This window comes from Asaia prunellae JCM 25354 (assembly GCF_000613885.1).
GTDB lineage: Bacteria > Pseudomonadota > Alphaproteobacteria > Acetobacterales > Acetobacteraceae > Asaia > Asaia prunellae.
Genome location: NZ_BAJV01000004.1, coordinates 38,493 through 57,145, shown reverse-complemented (window position 1 = coordinate 57,145; position 18,653 = coordinate 38,493). Strand labels below are relative to the sequence as shown.

Genomic DNA, 18,653 nt, shown 5'->3' with positions numbered 1-18,653 from the left:
ATTTCAGCCTTGGCCTGTTCGTAGGAGCAGTTGCGGTATATTTCGTCAGGGAGACGAATAAACTGTCTGTCTATTGTTGCAGGGCCTTGATGCGCCAGAACGCGGGATAGACGACAGCATCGGCGACCTTCTTCAGGTTTTCCACCTCGATTTCATCGAGATATTCCTTGATGCCTACCGAACGGCTTTGCCCTTCATGTCCAAGGAACTTGTCAATCCACACGTCACGCAGACCACCCTCGCCATGCTCGTGGATATTGCGGAGCTTGGTGGAGACGTAGTGACGAAAGGAGTGGAAAACCATCGTGGCAGGGATTCCCAGCCTCTTCTTGTGGGTCGAGAAGTTCCTGCCAAAAAGCCCCGACCGTCTCTTGTCCTTCCCTGAAAAGCTCAGCTCGTGAAACAGATAGGTATGACCCGCCTGTTTCGAACGCATGGCGAAATCGAGAAAGCCCTCGTCAATCAGTCGCTGGCAGACAGGAACAACCCGTGTGCCAGCTTCGGTCTTGGGGTTCCATTCGGTCCAGGGTTCTCCCTCTGTAGCTTCATGCTCCTGAATGACGATGCAGGGGATGCCCCTGAGGGTCATGATGTCCTGATTGCGGAGGCGACAGATTTCCTCCACCCGCATACCCGTATAGGCGCCGACACCAACGATGAAGCCAAACGTCTCCTTTGAAATGGATGTGGCAATCTCGAAAGGAGCTTCTGCCAATTGGGCAAGATACTCATCGCTCCAGCGGATGCGCCGGAGTTTTTTCTTCGTGTCGAATGACCAGCCTGTGAACAGGTTTCTGTCCACGAGGTCTCGCAGGAGATAATAGCGCCAGATGGCAGACAGGCGAGAGAAGTTGTTTTTGACGGACTTGCCTGAGACCGTCCTGAGTTTGAGCCGGGTCGACTCTTCTGCCAGTTCGAGTGCGGTCCTTTTGTCGTTTTTCTTTCTGCCGTGGTATTCTGGAAGCTTCTCCATAACCTCCTTGAACCGTCCGGCATCGGCGCCGGTGTACAGGCGTATCTCCTTGTCTCCGCAGACTTCGAGAAAGCGCCTGATGACATTGCGATAACCTCTGAAGTCGGCGTCCTTCCATTTCTGGGAGGAGGCGAGGATGAAGGCTTCGCTGGCCTCGGAAAACAGAGGGCTTTTCTCTGGCTCCTTCGGCTTGGTCCAGGTCTCGATATTGCTGAAGTGACCGAGGATGGCAGACATCTTCTCCTGCACGTCGAATGCGGGAGAGTTTTTCACGATGGTCTGGAGCTCTTCTACAGACTCTTTCGCTGTATCGACGAAGGTCATGAACTGCTTGTGGTCCCGCATACGATGGAGCAGGTGTTCTGCATTCATGACGCGATACTGGGACCGTAGCGCTGACAACTCACTTTCGTAGGCAGAGATGAGACTGTCGAGCAGAGGCCGGAGCTGGTCATCGACGCTCTCTCTCAGTGAATCATTGATGTCCTGAAAGACTCCTGCGTCACGCGATGCACTCCTGAAAACAGCCGGTCCGTGGCCAGAGAGATTGCACAGGCCCGGCTTTTTGCAAGCGATTTGTCATTCGTGTCGAGCGTGACCCAGAGCTCGCGTCGTCTCATCAGTTCACGCAGATGTGTCGGAATGACACGTCTGAAAGCATATCCGGCAGGGCGTCGAACCAGCATTGCAAGGCCATGATGGGGCACCCGGATGTAGCAAAACACCGGGTTCAGGTTGCGGGAACCTGAAAAACACAATCATTTCAATGCTTTATGTGGTGCGAACTATGGGACTCGAACCCACACGCCCTTACGGACTCGAGATTTTAAGTCTCGTGCGTCTACCATTCCGCCAAGTTCGCACATTACCGGTTTGTGCTCTAGCACGTGGTGCAGGATGTGAAAATCCCTGCTGTTTGCTAACCAAGAGCCAATATCCCTGCGCCATGTTCCCTGAGCCAGTTCTGGGCTGTTCGTCTTTCGGGGTGAAAGCATTCCACATGCCGCCAGAAAGCGGGGCTGTGATTGAAATGTGTCAGATGGGCAAGTTCATGGATCATGACATAATCGCGTACATATTGTGGCATCAAAGCGAGGCGCCAGTTCAGCATCAACCGGCCAGCGCGGGTACAGCTTCCCCAACGGTTCGAGCATTGCTGCAGACAATGCTGCTTGGCGTGCTGTTCATAATTATGGCATGCTGACTGAGTTGTTCGGGAAGGGTTGCTCTCGCCTGTTGTCTGATGAAGCACAATACGCGAGCCTCGAAACGGTCAATCGGGCCGCCAATTGCAAGGCAATCCCCGATCAGCAGCGCCGGGCGATGCTGATCGGGGAGATGATGCAGAAGAACCTTATGGTCGTTGATAGTGATCGTCTTGCCCGGAACGAGACGAAGAGCATCCGGCAGGGCAGCAAGTTTTTCGTCGATCCATGCGGAGTGGGATGAAACGAAATCCTGCGCGCGTTTGAGTGATATGGAAGCAGGGCAGGTAACAATGACCTGTCGTCGTGCGGGATCCAGACGCATGGAAAGGCGACGTGCCCGTGCAGAGCGATGCCAGACCAGATTTTGGCCCGGTGTTGTCATTTGCTAGGCTTGTGTGTGTTGCGTTTGCGGCGGTTGCGTGCAACTCCCGGCGGAATATCTGCTGGCCACTCAACCATGTGGTCTTCAAGCAATCCGGCTTTACGTTCGCTGATTATCTTGTCGCGGGCCGAGATCCCTGCCTCATGCACCGATTCAGCAGAGCCGGAGCGGAGCGGGTGCCAGTCGGGCAGATCCTGCCCGTCACGGATCAGAATATAGGCACAGCTCGGCGGCAGCCAGTCGATGGTGGTCAGAATATCCGGGGTAAGGGAAACGCAATCCGGAACTTTCCTAAAGCGCGTTTCGTAGCTTGAGCAGTGGCAGGAATGCAGATCGAGCAGGCGACACGCCACATTCGTGAAATAGATCTCGTCAGTCTCGTCATCGCGCAGTTTGTGCAGGCAGCATTTGCCACAGCCATCGCACAGGGATTCCCATTGTTCCTTGCTCATTTCCGAAAGAGGCGTCGTTTGCCAGAAACGTAACATATCGTCAGCCATGGGAATGTCCTGTCAGGAGCAGGCAAAGCACGAGGCAGAGCGCAAAAGAAAGAGAAGAGAGGGCGACGGGAAGGCGCAACAAGGGGAGCCAGAGAAGACGCATCCGTGTTGACCATCCTGCACCAAGTCCTGATGCCGAACGTGAAAGTCCTTTTACCCGTCCCGACAAACGATAGATGATCGGGAGGACGCAAAAGGGCGCTATCAGAAAGCCGGCCATGAGCATGGCCATTCTATGCAGAGGGTCGATGAGAGCATTGCTGAGCCAGAATGCCCCGATCAGTCCGCCCGACGCGCCTGCGAAAAGAATTTTTGAAAATTCCTCGGACAGGATCAGTCGCAAGAAAACCAGAAGAACCAGACAGAACACAGCTCCTGTGACAAGGAGCCCCAGATCAATCATCATGGTGCTGCGGTCAGCCAGCTCTGAAAGCGTTTTTGCAGCGCATCGAAATTGACGGCCCAGAAACTGTCATTGATCGCCAGAATGCCGAGGTTGCGGCCGTCCTGGGGGGCGTCCTGTGTATCGTCATGCAAAGGTGTCTGGTCTCTGAGCATCTTGATGACAGCGTCGGTCTGTTCCGGTGGCACATTGCGCGGGATTGCCCAGGAAAGTTTCTGGCGCAGGGATTGTCGCCACTGTACAGCAAAGGACGCGCGTGGTCCGTTATCCGCCAGACGGTCGTAGGGTGTTGAAAGCATCAGCGCGGCCCCGCTATTCATGATACGGCTGGCTTCTTCAGCAGTTTTCCACCAGACGAGATAGGGACGTAGCTGGTCGAGCTTGCGAAAGGCACGGTCAATGCCTGCAGGTGAGGAGAGAACGCCATAGATGTCTCTGGGGGCAACACCGTCAGCCATGAGCGCGATTTCCAGAGTGCCGCGCGGGTCCAGACGCAGAGCACGCTTTCCGGGGTGGCGCGCGATATCCCAGAAATCGCCCCAGTCCGGGGCATTGTCCCCCAGTCTTCCACGGTCCCATGCCAGAACAATGCTTTCCTCGCCAGCTTGAATCCCGCATGGCGACTGGCCAGCAGGCTGTGGGGTAGATGGCGCCGGATAGGTCTGAACCAGTCCGTCACGGCAGGCAGCATAGAGCGTGGTATTATCGACCATCACTGCAAGCCAGGGTACCGATCGGCCGAGCGCCGTCTCTCTCAGTGAGGAAAGGCTGCCATCCCACTCACGCAGGGGGTAGGGCTGGTCAGGCATGAGAAGAGAATGGGCTTCTATGCTGCCAGACAGGACGGCCAGCACCGGGCGGGTCACAACCGGTCGGGTCGCTTTCTTTTTCTTTGAGTGATGAACAATGTGATGGGCACCATGATGGGATGTCGCCAGAGCCATGAAAGGCATGCCAAGTGTCATCACCATAGCCCATGCTACGCTTCGTCGCAGGGCACGGCGCTTGCAGCCTTGTCTGGGAGGAGGTGGAGACGCGAGCAGGTAATACCCTTCCCGGGATAGGTTGATGCAGGATTGCTCTTATAGATCGTCTTTCATGGGAAAGGCCACAGCCTGACTAGCCTGCCATGCAAGTTGCAGTGCGGTCCCCTGGGTCATGCCTCGCATCGATTGCAGGGATGGTCGGCGCATCTCGATTTCGGCGCCATCTGCCAGACGCAGCCTGAAGCGGATATGTTCACCTGTATGGAGTATGGACTGAATGGTTGCGAGGAGAGGGGGAGGCTCGTCATCTCCGGCCAAAGGTGCGCCGAGCAGAGGCGTCATGCGGTCGGGCCGTATGCATATTGTGCACAGCGCGTCTTCTGTCAGAGCGGCGTCAGCCATTGCCTCGACCACGCCCCCACAAGCGAGATGAATACGGGCGATGTCGTCATCAATTCTCAGAACACGACCTGTCAGCAGGTTGGCTTCACCAAACAGAGCTGCGCCGCGGGGATCGCTCGGTCTTTCAAGCAGGGTGGCGGCATCGGCGCATTGCAGAAGTGTCTGACCGTCAAATACGGCGATGCGTCCACCCAGCCACAAGGCATCCTCACGATTTCTGGCAGCGTAGATCAGGGTCAGACCTAGGGCACGGTGCAATCGGCTGATCAGCTGTCGTGTTTTTGCAGCGGCGCGCAGATCGAGCCCCTCCATAATATTGTCCATAATCACGACAGATGGCGCATAGGCCAGAACCCGGCCGAGCTTGACGCGCAGAACCTGCTCGGGCGTGAGCTGAGAGGCATCGTCATTGCTCAATGCATCGAGACCGACAAGCGCCAGAACCTTTGCAAGAGTGGCATTGATTTCCTGGGCTGTGTTGCCTCGTACCCGCAGGGGGAATGCAATATTCTCTGCCACATTCAGGTGGCCGAAAACCGGGTCGCGTGATGATATGAGGGCGATCGGACGCCTTTCGGGGAGAAGGGAAGCTATGTCATGGTCGTCGAGCATAATCCTGCCTGAGCGGGTTTGCTGAAACCTGCCAGTATGTCGCAGAACAGACTGATCGCGCTGAAATCCTCCCCAAGAAGGCTGAGTGCCTCACCGGCATGCAGGTTGAGCGAAAAGGGATGTGACTCACTGGCAAGCGCCAGAGCTTCGACGAACAGAACCGATTTGCGCGTGCGTGATGATGCCGACATGAAACCTCGCCACTGTCCGGAACGTTTGAACCTAAACCACTAAACGCGGTTGATACCGCGCAAGGAGTTGTGACATGAGCAAATCAGACGTCAAGGATACTGTCGATCTTACGGCCAAATCAGCCCAGGAGCAGATCGATACCCTCAAGAACCAGCTCGAGCAGCTGCTCAAGGACCGTATCAATCCAGCTCTGCTCGATGTCGCTGGCCGTGCCGATCAGGCTGTTGCCAATGCACACAAGATCAAGGACGTTCAGCTTCATAACGCTGAAGCCAGCGTGAGGGCTCGTCCAATCGCGGCAGTTTTGATTTCTGCTGTCATTGGCTTTATTGCAGGACGTATTTCCAAGTAGGCCGTTTCATCCCGAGCAGGGCGGCCTTCCTTTCAACCCGTTTCGGGGGTGGCAAGGTGGGCCGGTCTGTTGCCGGTTGACCTTTGCTAGTTCGCCCCTGTCACGCTTACACGATAAAGGCTAGCGAAACTCCATGAAGGTCATAGATGTCGGGCAGGAAGCCCTTCAGGCTCAGGGCGAGGTGATGCAGCGCGTAGCAATGCGCATTGGCCGTCGTGTCGCCTACTTTATCATTGCCGCCATTTTCGGGCTCTTCGCACTTGTGTCGTTCCATGCGGTGCTCTGGGCCTTCGCGTTCAGTGTGTTGCATTTCTCGGCGTTCGCGGCTGCCTGTTCTGTGCTTGGGCTGGACCTTCTCTTCGTCATTATATTTGCCCTGCTTGGCACGCGTAACATTGCTGACCCGGTTGAGTTCGAAGCGCGCCTCCGTCGTGATCGCAAGATGATAGAGTTCAAGCAGACCCTCGCACTTTCGACTATCGCTGGTTTGCTTGTTGGTCCTATCGGGCGGTTTACCGGCAGGCAGGTTTTTGAAATCCTCAGGAATATTTTCACGCGGAAATAAGGCGTCTGTAACCTGGTTGTGAGGTTTGTTGCTGAAAATCTAAGGTAAAATTCAGCTTTACCTTCTGGCAGTCAGACGTTCTTTCCCCTATGACCTAGCTCTGGATGCTCAACGTGATCACGTTGAGCACTTCCGGGTTCAGTCAGGTCTGGTCAACTGGTATCCGCGTCCCGGCGATATGAAGAAAAGCAGCGCTTTCTCGCCTGAGCGGATTATGCTTTCCTCCTCCTGATCCCGAAACGTTGTAAATTGGAAGGGGTGAGGAAGAGCAGATGCTCGCAGAGTTTGATCTTTTCGGCGTCTTTATTTCTCCGATTGCAGTCTATTCTCTGGTTGCTATTCCTGTAACGCTCTTCATTCGTTTCCTACTCTGGCGTACGGGCGCCATTGAGTGGTTCTGGCATGTCGCCCTGTTCGAAGTGGCGCTCTATGTCTGTGTCCTCTGCCTGATGGTGCTTTATGTCTGAGAGGCGCGCAGTATCCGGCGGGAGAGCAGAATCATGCTCTTTCAATCTCCTGCCGTATCTTCTTCTGCCGCTCTTCTCTGAAAAGGAATATTCTTCGTGCTGCTCGCCCGTACGCTGATCCGCGTTTTCCTGACACTCGCGGTACTCGGGGTAACGATTCTCCTGGGCTACACGTTGTGGGAAACCTACATGATCGCACCCTGGACCCGTGATGGGCGTGTGCGCGTCTATGTTGTGGATGCAGCGCCGGAAGTATCAGGTACTGTTGTCAGCGTTCCGGTACACGACAACGATTTCGTCCATCGCGGCGATCCGCTGTTCGTCATTGATCCTGTCAGATTTCGTCTGGCCATCAAGCAGGCGGAAGCACATCTGGCCAGTGCGGAAGAAGATCTGAAGCTGCGTCGCAATGATGCCAAACGTCGCATGGGGCTGAACGGAATTGTTTCAGCTGAAGAGCAAGAGATTTACAATTCGAATGTCGAAACCCAGCTTGACGCGGTGAATGCAGCACGGGCCGCGCTTGATGTGGCGCGTCTGAATCTGCAGCGCTCAATCGTCTATTCACCGGTCGAAGGGTACGTCACCAATCTCAATCTGCGGGTTGGGGATTATGCGCATGAGGGTCAGTCGCGCATGGCGGTCATCGACGCCGACAGCTTCTGGATCAATGCCTATTTCGAAGAGACGAAGATGTGGGGTGTACATGTCGGCGATGTGGCGCGCGTCAAGCTCATGGGTTACCGCGAGATCATTCCGGCCCATGTGGTTTCCATCGCCCGTGGCATCAATGACCAGAATGGATCACCCGACAAGCTTGGCCTGCAGGACGTCAATCCGATCTTCACCTGGGTACGTCTGGCGCAGCGTATACCGGTTCGTATCCATCTCGACCGGGTGCCGCCTGAAGTCATACTTGCTGCCGGTATGACCTGTACGGTTACTGTCGGTACACCGCCACAGGGGCAACGTGGTCGTTTGACGACCTGGCTGCAGAACCATCTCTGATCATGACCGCGCTCCCACATAGGCTGGCTGTCTTTGCCGTTGCGACTTCGCTGCTTGCCGGATGCACGGTAGGGCCGAGTTACAAACCTGATCGCATGAAACTGCCAGACGGGTTTGTCGAGACGGATCACGCGGCAACGACGGAAGAGATTGCCCGTACCGAAGCGGAAATGAAGGAGTGGTGGGGGCAGTACAATGACCCGCTTCTCAACCGGTTGGTGGCACAGGCAATCAAGGGCAATTATGATCTGCTTATTGCTGATCAGCGTATCATTGCCGGGCGTGCAATGCGCGAGGAAGCCGCGTCGGCATGGTATCCTCAACTGGATGCCAATGCAGGTGGCGGGTCGAGCCGTTACTCCATCAATATCGACAACTGGCCGATCCGTCCCGGCAATCCGCAGAACCGCCCTGAAGCCTCTGTTCTGACCTATGGTGCTCAGGCCAGCTGGGAGATCGATGCGTTCGGTCGGATACGCCGCGAGGTCGAAGCAAGCGAGCGCGCCATCGATGTCAGTATAGAAGACAGGCGTGCCACGCTGATGACTCTCCTGTCAGATCTGGTACGGGCCTATATTTCCCTGCGCGGTGCGCAATTGCGCCTTGCCATTGCTCAGGCCAATGTCAAGAATGCGCAGAATGCAGTCGATCTGACCAAGCGGCTTTATCTCGAAGGTATCGGCAATACGCTCCAGATCGCGCAGGCGCAGAGCGAGCTGGACAGTGAGCTGGCTTCACTTGAGCCTCTGAAGGCACAGATAGATACCCTGAGCCACGGTGTCAGCGTGTTGCTCGGGGATATGCCGGGTGATCTCAAATCCGAGCTTGAGGCGCTTCCGAATGGTGTCGCTTCATTGCCTGTCATGCCCCGTTTTCCTGCAACGCTGCCTTCTATTGTCGTTGCCAATCGCCCCGATATCCGTGCGGCGGAGCGGAGTTATGCTGAGAGTACGGCTCGTATCGGTGTGGCTGTCGCCCAGCTTTATCCGAAATTTTCCATACCGTTGACGTTCAACCCGAATGCTTCGGCGATGTATCAGGCGTTTCAGGTCAATGCGATGAGCTGGTCGTTCATGATGTTGGCTACTCTTCCCATCATGCATGGTGGTCGCTTCACGTCACAGGTGGTCGAAGCCCGTGCCCGTGCCGAAGCGAGCCGGTTGACCTATCGCAAGACCGTGCTCAATGCTTTTCGCGAAGTCGAGGATGCCATGACCTCCTGGCTGCATAATGATCACTATGTGTCCCAGCTTCATCAGGCAGCTGTTGACAGCGGACTTGCGGCCGATCGTGCGCGTCGTCTCTATGCTGCGGGGCTCACGGATTACCTCAACGTATTGACGACACAGCGTACAGTTCTCAACGCCCAGGATCATGAAGCTGTGGCGCGTACGGCGCGTCTGCACGATACGGTAGCGCTTTATACGGCGATGGGGGCAGGGTGGCAGGGGATTGCGCTCCGCAACACGGCCTTGCCAATCGATGCTGCCAAGCAGAGTATCCTGGCCAAGGCATTTTCCCGTTAAAGATTTCCGAGGAAACTAAGAGTTCGGATATATCGGGCGCTCTTGAATTGTCTCGTGCGGAACCAACATAAAACGTATGAATTCTGTGGTATTTAGAAATAACGAGGAGAAACAGGCGTGAAAGACCCTTATGCAGCGCTTGGCCTGACGCGCAGCGCCACGGATAAGGAAATCCGCAGCGCCTATCGCAAGCTCGCCAAGGAACATCATCCGGACCACAATCCGAACGACAAGAAAGCGGAAGAAGCTTTCAAGGCAGTCGGTGCAGCCTATGCCATTCTCGGCGACAAGGAAAAGCGGGCACGCTTCGATCGTGGGGAAATCGATGGCGAAGGCAATGAACGAGGCCCATTCGGGCCGGGCGGATTTGGTGGCGGCCAGGGGTTTCATGGGGGGGATGGTCAGTTCAGTCAGGAGGATTTGGGCGCTTTTTTCTCTGACATGTTCAGCGGTGGTGGAGCGGGAGGCAATTTTGGTCAGGGTGGGTTTGGAGGCCGTCGGCGTAGTCGTCGAGGGGCAGATCGTTCCTATACGCTGACCATTTCCTTCGAGGATTCAGTGCTCGGAACGACCAGTCGTGTCACCCTGCCTGAGGCCGGGACCGTGGAAGTCAGGATTCCTGCCGGGATCGAGGATGGGCAGACACTCCGGCTAAGTGGCAAAGGAGCCCCCGGTATGGGGGAAGGTGCGTCATCCGGCGATGCGTTGATAACGATTTCGGTTACGCCGAGCGCAGTCTATACGCGTGAAGGGCGTGATTTACGGGCAAGCATCCCGGTTGATCTGACGACAGCCATATTGGGAGGCAAGATTGTGGTGCCAACTCCCAAAGGGCAGGTCACGATGAAAGTGCCGCCGCATTCCGATACGGGGACTGTGCTGCGTCTGGGAGGTCGTGGAGTAGCGGAACACGGCAAGCACAAGGCTGGCAATCTCTACGTCATGCTGCAGGTCAAGATTGGCAAGGTTGATCCGGCGCTGGAGGCATTTCTGGCCGAACAACAGGCACATGAGAGTGAGAAAGCCTGATTCATGGCTGCAAGACGCATCTCTTTTGACTGGAGACTGCTCTTCACTCGTGAAGTCATGGGGGCGGTCGTGGCACTCCTTTTCACAGCCCTGCTCGTCATGCTCTGTCATGGTGGTATGAAAATCTCAGGGGTCTGGGCAGGACTTTAGACTTTCCCAGACTGGGGAGTGTGATATCTCCGGGCGATTGATCTTCATTTGCCCGGAATATTACGTATGAGTTCATCCTCCCTTTCCGAGCTGCCGACGCGGCGACAGTCCTTCTCTGTCGTATTCGCCATCGAGCTGTGGGAACGTTTCGGTTATTACGGCATGCAGGCCGTTCTCACGCTCTATCTGGTGCAGCGGCTCGGTCTGAGCGATGTATCGGCCAATGTCATGATCGCGGCTTTTGTCGGTCTGACTTATATCACGCCGGTTCTCGGCGGTTATGCGGGCGATCGTATTCTGGGGCCGCGCCGAACCATGCTGATGGGCGCGTTTGCTCTGGTTTTTGGCTATGCGGCTCTGGCTCTGGCCGATCAGTATCGGGCTCTGCTGTTTTTCGCCATGGCGCTGATTTCGGCTGGCAACGGGCTGTTCAAGCCGAATGCGGCCAATCTGGTAAGACGCATTTATGAGGGTGATGATGCAGCGCTCGATGCTGCCTTCACCATCTATTACATGTCGGTCAATGTGGGTTCGACCGTCTCGATGCTGATTACCCCGCTCCTTCAGGATCGCTATGGGCCTGCCAGCGCTTTTCTGACCTGCTCGGGCGGTCTCGTTGTCGGGTTGCTCTACTACTTCTGGCGTCGTCGCTGGATTCACCATGCAGGTTCGGCACTTGATCAGGGCATGTTCCAGATGAGGCCTTTCCTGCTCGTTCTGGGTGGTTTTGCGCTAACAGTGGCCGTATTGACCGGTATTATCGCCAGTCCTGATATCGCGCGGGCTTGTGTATGGGTTGCGAGCCTTGCCATCGCTTTTCTCTGGGGACGTCTTTATCTGCGTTCCGAGACGGCAGCGCGTCCTGGTCTGCGTCTAACTTTCCTTCTCTGTCTCGAAAGCATGGCCTATCTGATTTTCTATCAGCAGATGATGACATCGCTTACGCTTTTCGCTCTGCGGGCGGTTGATGGCGATCTCCGCATCGGTGGCGTGACGCTGGTGCATCTGAGTGCCGGCCAGTTTCAGGCGCTTAATCCGATCTGGATCATGCTTGCCAGTCCTGTTCTAGCTGCACTTTACAACCGACTGGCTGCACAGGGGCGTGACTTGTCACTGGCCCATAAAATGGTGCTTGGTTTCGGTCTGGTTACGCTGGGCTTTCTTATCTGGTGGATCGCAGCCTCCCACGCCCAGAATCTGGTATCGGCCTGGGTAATGGTGCTGGGATACGGGCTGATATCAGTGGCGGAGTTGCTGACCATGGCGCTGGGGCTAGCTATTATCGCTCGCTATACGGCAGCCGAGAACAGCGGTTTCATGATGGGCTCGCTTTATCTTCTCTGGGGCATTGCCATGTATGCAGGCAGTCTTGTGGCCAATTTCGCGGCGGCCAGCGGTGAGCCAACGACGGGAGCGGCGGCAGCAGCGCTTTATGTACCGCTCTTTCGCGATCTCTTCATCGCGGGGCTGGTGCTGACAGGGCTGTTGATCTGTCTGCTGCCTCTCGCCAAACGCTGGGATCGTGAGCATGTGCTTGCCAGTGGGCTTTTTCCTGTTCCGGATGTCCGTCCGTCAATGCCGCTCGAAGTCGAGGACTAGATCCTGCCGGGTTGTCAGGGAATTCCTGTCTGTCAGGTTCCGGTGGGGTTCCTCCGGAACTTTGCCAACATGCCAGGAAGATGCCTATCATTCCCGCGCTCAGAACGAGCCTGTTCAGAAGGATGACATTCATGAAGCCGAGCTCCCGTTATGCCTTTGCCGGTCTGGCCCTGATCGCTGGTACGGCTGCGCTGCCTTGCCTGCCTGTCACGGGCTTTGTGGCGCCTGCCATGGCAGCCAGCGCACCGGCTGCCAATGCCCCCCTTACGCTCAAGATTCTCAAGGTCGAGGGCAACAAGGCCATTTCTACTGAAGAGATCATGGCAGCACTGCCCTACCATGTGGGTGATACTGTTACCCGTGACCAGCTTGATGCCGGGGTGCAGAAAGCGGCTGATCTTTACAAGGCCAAAAATCTGGGTGCCAAGTTCAGCGAAAAGGAACGCTTCGTAAAGAATACGGTGCAGTTCTATCTGACGATCGAAGAACAGGCTCCGAGTGCAGCGCCAGCCCCTGCACCGTTCGTGCTCGACAAGGTCGAGTTTGTGGGCAACAAGAAGGTCCCAACTGCCGAACTGGAAGCTGCTACAACGCTCCGTCCCGGTGCTACTGTAACTGCAGAGGCTGCCACAGCTGATACAGTGGCGATCCAGAAAATCTATCAGAAGCATAATCTGGGTGTACAGATCCAGCCTGTAGCGACCCAGCCAAACCACGACAATCACGTCGTGCTGACCTATCAGATCACCGAGAAGTAGAGTCCGGATTTCCCGAAGAACTCTGCTGCCCCCCGGTTTCTTCTCTGCCGAGAAAGATCCGGGGGCGCCCTGAAAATCCTGCTTTCTCTGATGCCGGGCGCGTCGAGAAGGCTTCGTCCGTTCTGGTCAGATGGCTTCCAGCTTCGAAAAGAAATCATTCTCCAACGCGACCGGCTCCAATGTGCTAGGCAGATAAAGAGGATGTTCAGGCGTCCGCCCTTGCTCAGCCGCAGAATACAAAGGGCCACTCCTGCCCGATGCAGGATAAGGGCAATCCTGTTGCCCTGCTCTCGCAGAGAAGGGTGTGCAGGTGAACCATAGGCAAGAATAACCTTGTCGGCCTGTCTTGCCATGTCCAGCAGGGCTTTCTCGTTTCCTGGTCCCACCGGATCACTCACTTCGAGGAGCCTTCTCTGATCGGTGCAACGATAGGCGAAGCTGTTGCCCACAAACATTGCACCGTAACCCCAGGCCCGAGCGTAACGCTGGCATTTCGCTACTGTACGGTCATCGCCATATTCTGTGGCAACAGAAGGGTTCATCATAAGCCACATGATCGTGGGCCTGCTGTCATCCCAGAGGCGGTGAAGCCTGTAACGATAGCAGTCATCTGGTCCGTCATAGACAGCCGTGCTGACAACATCATCCTGAAGACGCAAGGCTTTTGAGGAGCCTACATGGTGCCCCATGCTTTTCTGGGTCATATGATATGCATGACCCTCTTCCGAAACCAGAGAGGGTCTATATTCCTATTTCTTTCTGTTCTTCATCGTATCAGCCTTGAATGTCTTGAGTGCAGCAAGAGCTTTCTCGACATGATTGCCTGGCGATTCCGAACTTATTGTTTCAATGATCTGCCCTTCCGGTGCGATCACGTAGGTAACGCGCTGGGCGATATCAAGCATCGGCATCTTGGCGTCATAAAGTCTTGTCACCTTGCCCTCACTGTCGGAGGCGACAGGAAACTGTCCCTTGATCTGACTGACTGAAAAACTGTCGAGTTTGTGGATATTATCCATCGAGACGCCGATCACGCTGGCACCCAAGGCGGAAAATTGCGGCATGGCATCGGCGAAACCATGAGCTTCCATGGTGCAGCCTTTGGTAAAGGCCGCAGGATAGAAGTACAGCACAACCGGCCCCTTCGCGAGGGCATCGCGCAGCGTGTACTGCATCTCCTTGCCATTCTGGGTCGCAGGCAGGGTGAAATCAGGGGCTTCGGCACCCTGTTTCAGCTCAGCTTTTGCGGCAGGAGCGGCAAGGATAAGGGACAGACCGAGCATGGTCTGAAGGGGAAGGAAGACGAGACGACGGGGCATATGATCTCCGCACAAGATCAGGTTCAGAACGATGATCCCGGAGAGACGACCACGCAGGGTGTGTCGCGGCCCATCTTCCGGCAGGCTGCCACGGCGTTGTCATGAGAAAGATTGAGCAGACGCGCCCGGTAAAGATGCGCCCGTCCTGACTGCACCGTGGAAACCTGACTACGTGCGCCAGAGAGTGAAGTTCCTGCGTGGTTCTGTGCCTGGGCGACAGCACGTGTGGCCTGAACGGCGGAATTATAGGCGCCGACCTGAATGGCCCAGTTCCCGGTCTGCACGCTTTTGGGTATCTGCCCGGATTGAGTGCTGTGCTGGACGGGGCGAGGTGTCATGACGGCCAAAACCGGTTCGGCTGAAAGGCGACGCCCGACAGGGATTGGCTGTACAGGTGCACGGCCGGCCCAGGCCTGTGCCACACTGCCCGGGGAAGATTCCGTATCATCCTGCGTGTTCAGGCTTGCCATCTGTACCGGAGCACTGCGTGTCGGGGGGGGGGCGACAATACACGTGCTGCCCAGGCAGCGCTGACCGAAGAACGGCTGTTGGCGGGGGCCTCTGCCACCTGCATTTCCTGCTGATCAGCCCGATAGGTTGTTGACTGGGCCTGCTGGCGCCATGCTGCCCGGACGCTGGCCGTATCACTGTCATTCTGTGCAACCATTGTAGCTGCAGAGGGGTCATGCTGGGAAACCAGCAGATCGGCTGCAGAACGATTGCGCGGCCAGATGCCTGCAATCTGGGGACCGACATGGGCCACATAGCGTCGTGTCTCGCGTGGCAGGGAGCGCCCGCGACGGAGATAGGAATCCAGGCTGCCGGGACCATCATTATAGGCGGCAAGAAAGCCGGGCGAGCCGTAGATATCGTACATCTGCCGGATATAGGCTGTGCCTGCCATGATATTGTCGCGCGGATCATAGGGATCGTCACCCAGGCTGTACTGGGAGCGCATGTCGTCATAGGTGGGAGGCATGAGCTGCATCAGTCCCATGGCCCCGGGAGCTGAAGTCGTGAACCCGCCATTGCGGTCATAGAGTCGACCGCCTGATTCCTGCATGATCACCGCACGGATCCAGGTGCCGGGAACGTCGAAGCGTTGTGAGGCCTCTTCAATGTATGGCCCCCAGGGATCTTCGGGGGGGCCAGGCGGAGCATAATAGGATTTTGCATGTTCCCGGTAATTGGCGGCTTCCTGGGCGACAGGAATCTGTGGCCGCTGCGGAGAGCTGGCACATGCGGCCAGAAGCGCTGTCGCGCCGGTAACAAGCAGCAGACGTGAAGATTTCAGCCCCCGAGGAAGGACCCGGCCGGTTTCCTGTGGTCCGACCTTGGCAATCAAATGGCGGGAACGGGTCATGATAGCCTTCACCTGATGCATACCGAGCGTAGACCGCATCCTGCGGCAAGAATGCGGCAAAACTACGGAGCCAGACCGCATAAAGATAGCAGTAATTTGAGGAGATCAAAAGCCGACCTGTCCAATCAGGCGGGATTGTTCCGCGGATAGAGGCTGAGTGTTGCGGAAAAGGGGCTTATCCGCTACGGCGGAACGCTCTACCCGTCTCGGAAACAGCAAACCGGAAAATCCCCTGGAGGGACATGAACCAGAGTCGATATGCCCGCGCATGGATGATATAGTGTCAGGCATGCGTTCCTTGCGGCTTGCCGGAACGCTTGGCTGGACCGATATCAGCCTGCGTTACAGAGGGTCGGTTCTGGGGCCATTCTGGATGACGATTTCGGCGGCGATCATGGTGGCTTCAATGGGGGTGATCTATGCGCGCCTGTTCCACATGAATCTACGCGACTATCTTCCTTTTCTCTCGCTTTCCATGGCTTTGTGGCAGGTCGGGCTTTCGAGCCTGATACAGGAATCCTGCACATGCTTCATTGATGCCGAAGCCAGTATCCATGCAATGAAGCTGCCTTTTTCACTGCAGGCCTTTCGTCTGCTGGTGCGCAACGCCATTGTTTTCGCTCATAGCATCGTTGTTCCGATCGGGGTATTTCTGATCTACGGCCTTTTTCCGGGACTGATCAGCCTCGTTTCCTTGCCTGGACTTGCATTGTGGTTGATTGACGGCTTTGCTGCCTGTCTGTTGCTGGGAGCCCTTTGCGCCAGATTTCGCGATATTGCTCCGATTATCGGCGCTTTTATGCAAATTGCTTTCTATGTCACACCTATCATCTGGAAACCCACTCAGCTTTCGCCACATCAGAGTCGTTATCTTGTCCTGAACCCGTTCTATGATCTTCTGGAAATGGTAAGAGGGCCCATTCTGGGCACGCTTCCTCCGCTCTCTGCTGTGCTGATTTCTGTCAGTCTCAGTATCATCTGGTGTGTTGTTGCATTTCTCTTTTTTGCCAGAACGCGCGAGCGGCTGGCTTTCTGGGTTTGACCATCATGCCGCTGACACGACTGATCGATTACTCGCTCGTTTATCCGATGTTTCATGGCAGTGCGCGATCTCTCAAGAAAAGCCTTTTCAAAGGTGTGAAAAGCAAGGTGGCAGATCGGCAGGTAGTCGGTGGCAGCATTATCAGCCAGGCTGACATGACTGTGGTTCTGGCGCTCAGCCAGCTTACCCTGTCCATCGAAACAGGTGAGCGTGTCGGCCTGATCGGTCATAATGGTGCTGGAAAGTCGACGCTTCTGCGCGCGCTGGCAGGTATTTACGAATCGCGGCTTGGTGTGTTGCATGTAGAGGGTGATCTGCATGCTCTTCTGAGCCCCCAGGCCGGAATGAATACCGATCTTACCGGACGTGAGAATATCAGGCTCTATGCACGTTACATAGGACTGGACAAGGCTGCGGCCATCACGCTTGAAAAGGATGTGGAGGAATTTGCCGAGCTCGGTGCGTTTCTTGATCTTCCGGTCAGGCTCTATTCCTCAGGGATGGCAATCCGTCTGGGATTTGGTCTTGCGACAGCGCCCAGACCGGAAATCCTGCTCATGGATGAATGGTTCATGGCCGGGGATTCCCATTTTCAGGAAAAGGCACGATTACGCCTGACCCGCCTTATCGAGCATGTCAGTATTCTGGTCATCACGTCACATTCCCTTCCAGTCCTGCGTCAGTGGTGTACGCGTATCATCTGGATGGAAGGCGGACGCATCCGTATGGATGGTCCGCCGGATCTCGTGATCGATGCTTATGAAGCGATCAATCAGGCTGAACATCAGCCCTTGAAGATTCCTGTGATCGAGGACAGCAGGGCAAGGGCTTCCTGACGCGGACGCTGGAACGTGTTGCGGCCAATAATGGAACCAAATCCGCCACCTTTGTGAATGCCACGGATCGTATCGAGCAGGGCATCGGTCGTGGCATGCTCACCACCCGAGAAAATGACAATGCGACGACCGGCAAAGGTGGATTGTACCACGTGACGTACACGCGCTTCCATGGTCGAGATATCAATCTTCTGCTCAAGATAGACCGTTTTCGCAGCGGGGAGCGACAGAGCGTCGGTCGGAGGTTTGACCTTGATGATATGGGCACCGCATTCGGCCGCCATATGGGCAGCATAAGCGCAGATATCGATGGCTGTCTCGCCCACCTTGTCCAGCATTGGCCCGCGTGGATAACTCCAGACGATTACAACCAGACCAGCCGCCTTTGCCTCCTGTGCCAGTTCGCGCAATTCGTTCATCTGGTCGAAACAATATTCGCTGCCGGGATAGATGGTAAAGCCGATGGCCGAACATCCCAGACGCAGTGCATCGGCTACTGTGCCGGTGACGGCCTGGTTCTTCTCGGTCGCCAGTGAGTTCGAACTGTTGCATTTGAGGATCAGCGGTAGCTGACCGGCAAAAGTCGAGGCGCCAGCTTCGAGCATACCCAAGGGCGCAGCAAAGGCATTGAGACCGGCTTCGATAGCAAGAGAAAAGTGGTAATGCGGGTCATAGGCTGGCGGATTGGCCGCAAAAGAGCGCGCAGGTCCGTGCTCGAAGCCCTGATCAACCGGCAGGATCACCAGCTTGCCTGTGCCAGCCAGCACGCCCGTATTCATCAGTCGGACAAGATTGGCTTTTGTCCCGGGATTGTCTGACTCGTAATTGGCAAGAATGGCTTTGACCTGGGGTGTCAATGACATGCAACGCTCCTGTGTTGGGTGGTGGTCGCAGTTTCTGTTGCTGCAACCGGAAGATTATAACACTTCCTAACTGCTGCTGGCCTTATCCGTTTCTTACGATGTCCAAACTACCCTTCAC

At 55.9% G+C, this 18,653-nt stretch carries 20 protein-coding genes, 1 tRNA gene and 3 pseudogenes; 11 read left to right on the top strand and 13 right to left on the bottom strand.

Features of this window, described 5'->3' with window-relative positions:
* Window positions 1-70: 70 nt before the first annotated feature.
* The 9 genes and pseudogenes from JCM25354_RS16600 to JCM25354_RS20940 form a co-directional block, all read right to left on the bottom strand.
* A complete protein-coding gene (locus JCM25354_RS16600; RefSeq protein ID WP_148301373.1) occupies window positions 71-1,375 on the bottom strand; it encodes a tyrosine-type recombinase/integrase in 1,305 nt (434 codons plus the stop codon).
* A gap of 65 nt (window positions 1,376-1,440) precedes the next feature.
* Complete coding sequence (locus JCM25354_RS19905; protein WP_148301372.1) at window positions 1,441-1,659, bottom strand: DUF6538 domain-containing protein; 219 nt, start codon at window positions 1,657-1,659, stop codon at window positions 1,441-1,443.
* A gap of 90 nt (window positions 1,660-1,749) precedes the next feature.
* A tRNA-Leu gene (locus tag JCM25354_RS04355) sits at window positions 1,750-1,835 on the bottom strand.
* Window positions 1,836-1,892: 57 nt separating this feature from the next.
* Window positions 1,893-2,503, bottom strand: a pseudogene (locus tag JCM25354_RS22150) (M48 family metallopeptidase).
* A gap of 56 nt (window positions 2,504-2,559) precedes the next feature.
* Entirely contained in the window at window positions 2,560-3,063 is a 504-nt protein-coding gene (locus tag JCM25354_RS04340) for a YcgN family cysteine cluster protein (RefSeq protein WP_025885099.1), read from the bottom strand.
* Window positions 3,056-3,469 (bottom strand): hypothetical protein, encoded by a 414-nt coding sequence (locus JCM25354_RS19890; RefSeq protein WP_025885098.1) that lies wholly within the window; start codon window positions 3,467-3,469, stop codon window positions 3,056-3,058. The genes JCM25354_RS04340 and JCM25354_RS19890 overlap by 8 nt, the downstream gene beginning before the upstream one ends.
* Window positions 3,466-4,437 carry an extracellular solute-binding protein gene (locus JCM25354_RS19885; protein ID WP_025885097.1) on the bottom strand — a complete coding sequence of 324 codons (972 nt, stop codon included), beginning with the start codon at window positions 4,435-4,437 and terminating at the stop codon, window positions 3,466-3,468. The genes JCM25354_RS19890 and JCM25354_RS19885 overlap by 4 nt, the downstream gene beginning before the upstream one ends.
* Before the next feature lie 111 nt (window positions 4,438-4,548).
* Window positions 4,549-5,466 (bottom strand): ABC transporter ATP-binding protein, encoded by a 918-nt coding sequence (locus JCM25354_RS16580; RefSeq protein WP_084294631.1) that lies wholly within the window; start codon window positions 5,464-5,466, stop codon window positions 4,549-4,551.
* Window positions 5,445-5,657: a hypothetical protein gene (locus JCM25354_RS20940; protein WP_051537215.1), complete on the bottom strand. Its 213-nt coding sequence runs from the start codon at window positions 5,655-5,657 to the stop codon at window positions 5,445-5,447. Before JCM25354_RS20940 ends, JCM25354_RS16580 begins: the two co-directional genes overlap by 22 nt.
* A gap of 74 nt (window positions 5,658-5,731) precedes the next feature.
* Here JCM25354_RS20940 and JCM25354_RS04320 point away from each other — a divergent pair, with 74 nt between their 5' ends.
* The 9 genes from JCM25354_RS04320 to JCM25354_RS16575 all read left to right on the top strand — a co-directional run bounded on the left by JCM25354_RS04320 (window position 5,732) and on the right by JCM25354_RS16575 (window position 13,112).
* Complete coding sequence (locus tag JCM25354_RS04320) at window positions 5,732-6,010, top strand: hypothetical protein (RefSeq protein ID WP_025885096.1); 279 nt, start codon at window positions 5,732-5,734, stop codon at window positions 6,008-6,010.
* Window positions 6,011-6,143: 133 nt separating this feature from the next.
* On the top strand, window positions 6,144-6,575 hold the full coding sequence (locus JCM25354_RS04315; RefSeq protein ID WP_025885095.1) for a phage holin family protein: 432 nt from the start codon (window positions 6,144-6,146) through the stop codon (window positions 6,573-6,575).
* Window positions 6,576-6,847: 272 nt separating this feature from the next.
* Complete coding sequence (locus tag JCM25354_RS04310) at window positions 6,848-7,042, top strand: DUF1656 domain-containing protein (protein WP_025885094.1); 195 nt, start codon at window positions 6,848-6,850, stop codon at window positions 7,040-7,042.
* A 96-nt stretch (window positions 7,043-7,138) separates the two neighbouring features.
* Window positions 7,139-8,050: an efflux RND transporter periplasmic adaptor subunit gene (locus JCM25354_RS04305; RefSeq protein WP_025885093.1), complete on the top strand. Its 912-nt coding sequence runs from the start codon at window positions 7,139-7,141 to the stop codon at window positions 8,048-8,050.
* A gap of 2 nt (window positions 8,051-8,052) precedes the next feature.
* Window positions 8,053-9,576 (top strand): efflux transporter outer membrane subunit, encoded by a 1,524-nt coding sequence (locus JCM25354_RS04300; RefSeq protein WP_025885092.1) that lies wholly within the window; start codon window positions 8,053-8,055, stop codon window positions 9,574-9,576.
* Window positions 9,577-9,693: 117 nt separating this feature from the next.
* Window positions 9,694-10,605, top strand: coding sequence for a DnaJ C-terminal domain-containing protein (locus tag JCM25354_RS04295; protein ID WP_025885091.1), 912 nt, complete (start codon window positions 9,694-9,696; stop codon window positions 10,603-10,605).
* A gap of 3 nt (window positions 10,606-10,608) precedes the next feature.
* Window positions 10,609-10,755 carry a hypothetical protein gene (locus JCM25354_RS21295; protein WP_159103445.1) on the top strand — a complete coding sequence of 49 codons (147 nt, stop codon included), beginning with the start codon at window positions 10,609-10,611 and terminating at the stop codon, window positions 10,753-10,755.
* 66 nt (window positions 10,756-10,821) lie between these two features.
* Entirely contained in the window at window positions 10,822-12,354 is a 1,533-nt protein-coding gene (locus tag JCM25354_RS04285; protein ID WP_025885090.1) for a peptide MFS transporter, read from the top strand.
* Between the two features lie 131 nt (window positions 12,355-12,485).
* The gene (locus JCM25354_RS16575) at window positions 12,486-13,112 is read left to right on the top strand and encodes a POTRA domain-containing protein (RefSeq protein WP_159103444.1); all 627 of its coding nucleotides are present in this window, start codon (window positions 12,486-12,488) and stop codon (window positions 13,110-13,112) included.
* A 126-nt stretch (window positions 13,113-13,238) separates the two neighbouring features.
* Here the strand turns inward: JCM25354_RS16575 and JCM25354_RS16570 are convergent.
* The 3 genes and pseudogenes from JCM25354_RS16570 to JCM25354_RS22145 form a co-directional block, all read right to left on the bottom strand.
* Window positions 13,239-13,816 (bottom strand): annotated as a pseudogene (locus tag JCM25354_RS16570) (DUF1643 domain-containing protein).
* 45 nt (window positions 13,817-13,861) lie between these two features.
* Window positions 13,862-14,431, bottom strand: coding sequence for a peroxiredoxin (locus JCM25354_RS04270; protein ID WP_025885089.1), 570 nt, complete (start codon window positions 14,429-14,431; stop codon window positions 13,862-13,864).
* A gap of 23 nt (window positions 14,432-14,454) precedes the next feature.
* Window positions 14,455-15,794 (bottom strand): annotated as a pseudogene (locus JCM25354_RS22145) (transglycosylase SLT domain-containing protein).
* 289 nt (window positions 15,795-16,083) lie between these two features.
* Here JCM25354_RS22145 and JCM25354_RS04260 point away from each other — a divergent pair.
* Window positions 16,084-16,836, top strand: a complete 753-nt coding sequence (locus JCM25354_RS04260) for an ABC transporter permease (protein ID WP_243443911.1) — start codon at window positions 16,084-16,086, stop codon at window positions 16,834-16,836.
* A gap of 5 nt (window positions 16,837-16,841) precedes the next feature.
* Window positions 16,842-17,672 (top strand): ABC transporter ATP-binding protein, encoded by an 831-nt coding sequence (locus tag JCM25354_RS04255; protein ID WP_025885087.1) that lies wholly within the window; start codon window positions 16,842-16,844, stop codon window positions 17,670-17,672.
* On the opposite strand, the gene JCM25354_RS04250 is transcribed toward JCM25354_RS04255, so the two are convergent.
* The gene (locus tag JCM25354_RS04250; RefSeq protein ID WP_025885086.1) at window positions 17,621-18,535 is read right to left on the bottom strand and encodes a class I fructose-bisphosphate aldolase; all 915 of its coding nucleotides are present in this window, start codon (window positions 18,533-18,535) and stop codon (window positions 17,621-17,623) included. The genes JCM25354_RS04255 and JCM25354_RS04250 overlap by 52 nt on opposite strands.
* Between the last annotated feature and the right edge of the window lie 118 nt (window positions 18,536-18,653).

Excerpts from the sequence above, each read along its gene's own strand:
- JCM25354_RS04255 (WP_025885087.1), top strand. The coding sequence starts at position 16,842 with ATGCCGCTGACACGACTGATCGATTACTCGCTCGTTTATCCGATGTTT.
- JCM25354_RS04285 (WP_025885090.1), top strand. The coding sequence starts at position 10,822 with ATGAGTTCATCCTCCCTTTCCGAGCTGCCGACGCGGCGACAGTCCTTC.
- JCM25354_RS04260 (WP_243443911.1), top strand. The coding sequence starts at position 16,084 with ATGCGTTCCTTGCGGCTTGCCGGAACGCTTGGCTGGACCGATATCAGC.
- JCM25354_RS16580 (WP_084294631.1), bottom strand. The coding sequence starts at position 5,466 with ATGCTCGACGACCATGACATAGCTTCCCTTCTCCCCGAAAGGCGTCCG.
- JCM25354_RS04300 (WP_025885092.1), top strand. The coding sequence starts at position 8,053 with ATGACCGCGCTCCCACATAGGCTGGCTGTCTTTGCCGTTGCGACTTCG.
- JCM25354_RS04250 (WP_025885086.1), bottom strand. The coding sequence starts at position 18,535 with ATGTCATTGACACCCCAGGTCAAAGCCATTCTTGCCAATTACGAGTCA.
- JCM25354_RS19885 (WP_025885097.1), bottom strand. The coding sequence starts at position 4,437 with ATGGTGATGACACTTGGCATGCCTTTCATGGCTCTGGCGACATCCCAT.
- JCM25354_RS20940 (WP_051537215.1), bottom strand. The coding sequence starts at position 5,657 with ATGTCGGCATCATCACGCACGCGCAAATCGGTTCTGTTCGTCGAAGCT.
- JCM25354_RS04270 (WP_025885089.1), bottom strand. The coding sequence starts at position 14,431 with ATGCCCCGTCGTCTCGTCTTCCTTCCCCTTCAGACCATGCTCGGTCTG.
- JCM25354_RS21295 (WP_159103445.1), top strand. The coding sequence starts at position 10,609 with ATGGCTGCAAGACGCATCTCTTTTGACTGGAGACTGCTCTTCACTCGT.
- JCM25354_RS04315 (WP_025885095.1), top strand. The coding sequence starts at position 6,144 with ATGAAGGTCATAGATGTCGGGCAGGAAGCCCTTCAGGCTCAGGGCGAG.
- JCM25354_RS04310 (WP_025885094.1), top strand. The coding sequence starts at position 6,848 with ATGCTCGCAGAGTTTGATCTTTTCGGCGTCTTTATTTCTCCGATTGCA.
- JCM25354_RS19905 (WP_148301372.1), bottom strand. The coding sequence starts at position 1,659 with ATGCTGGTTCGACGCCCTGCCGGATATGCTTTCAGACGTGTCATTCCG.
- JCM25354_RS16575 (WP_159103444.1), top strand. The coding sequence starts at position 12,486 with ATGAAGCCGAGCTCCCGTTATGCCTTTGCCGGTCTGGCCCTGATCGCT.
- JCM25354_RS04340 (WP_025885099.1), bottom strand. The coding sequence starts at position 3,063 with ATGGCTGACGATATGTTACGTTTCTGGCAAACGACGCCTCTTTCGGAA.
- JCM25354_RS04320 (WP_025885096.1), top strand. The coding sequence starts at position 5,732 with ATGAGCAAATCAGACGTCAAGGATACTGTCGATCTTACGGCCAAATCA.
- JCM25354_RS19890 (WP_025885098.1), bottom strand. The coding sequence starts at position 3,469 with ATGATGATTGATCTGGGGCTCCTTGTCACAGGAGCTGTGTTCTGTCTG.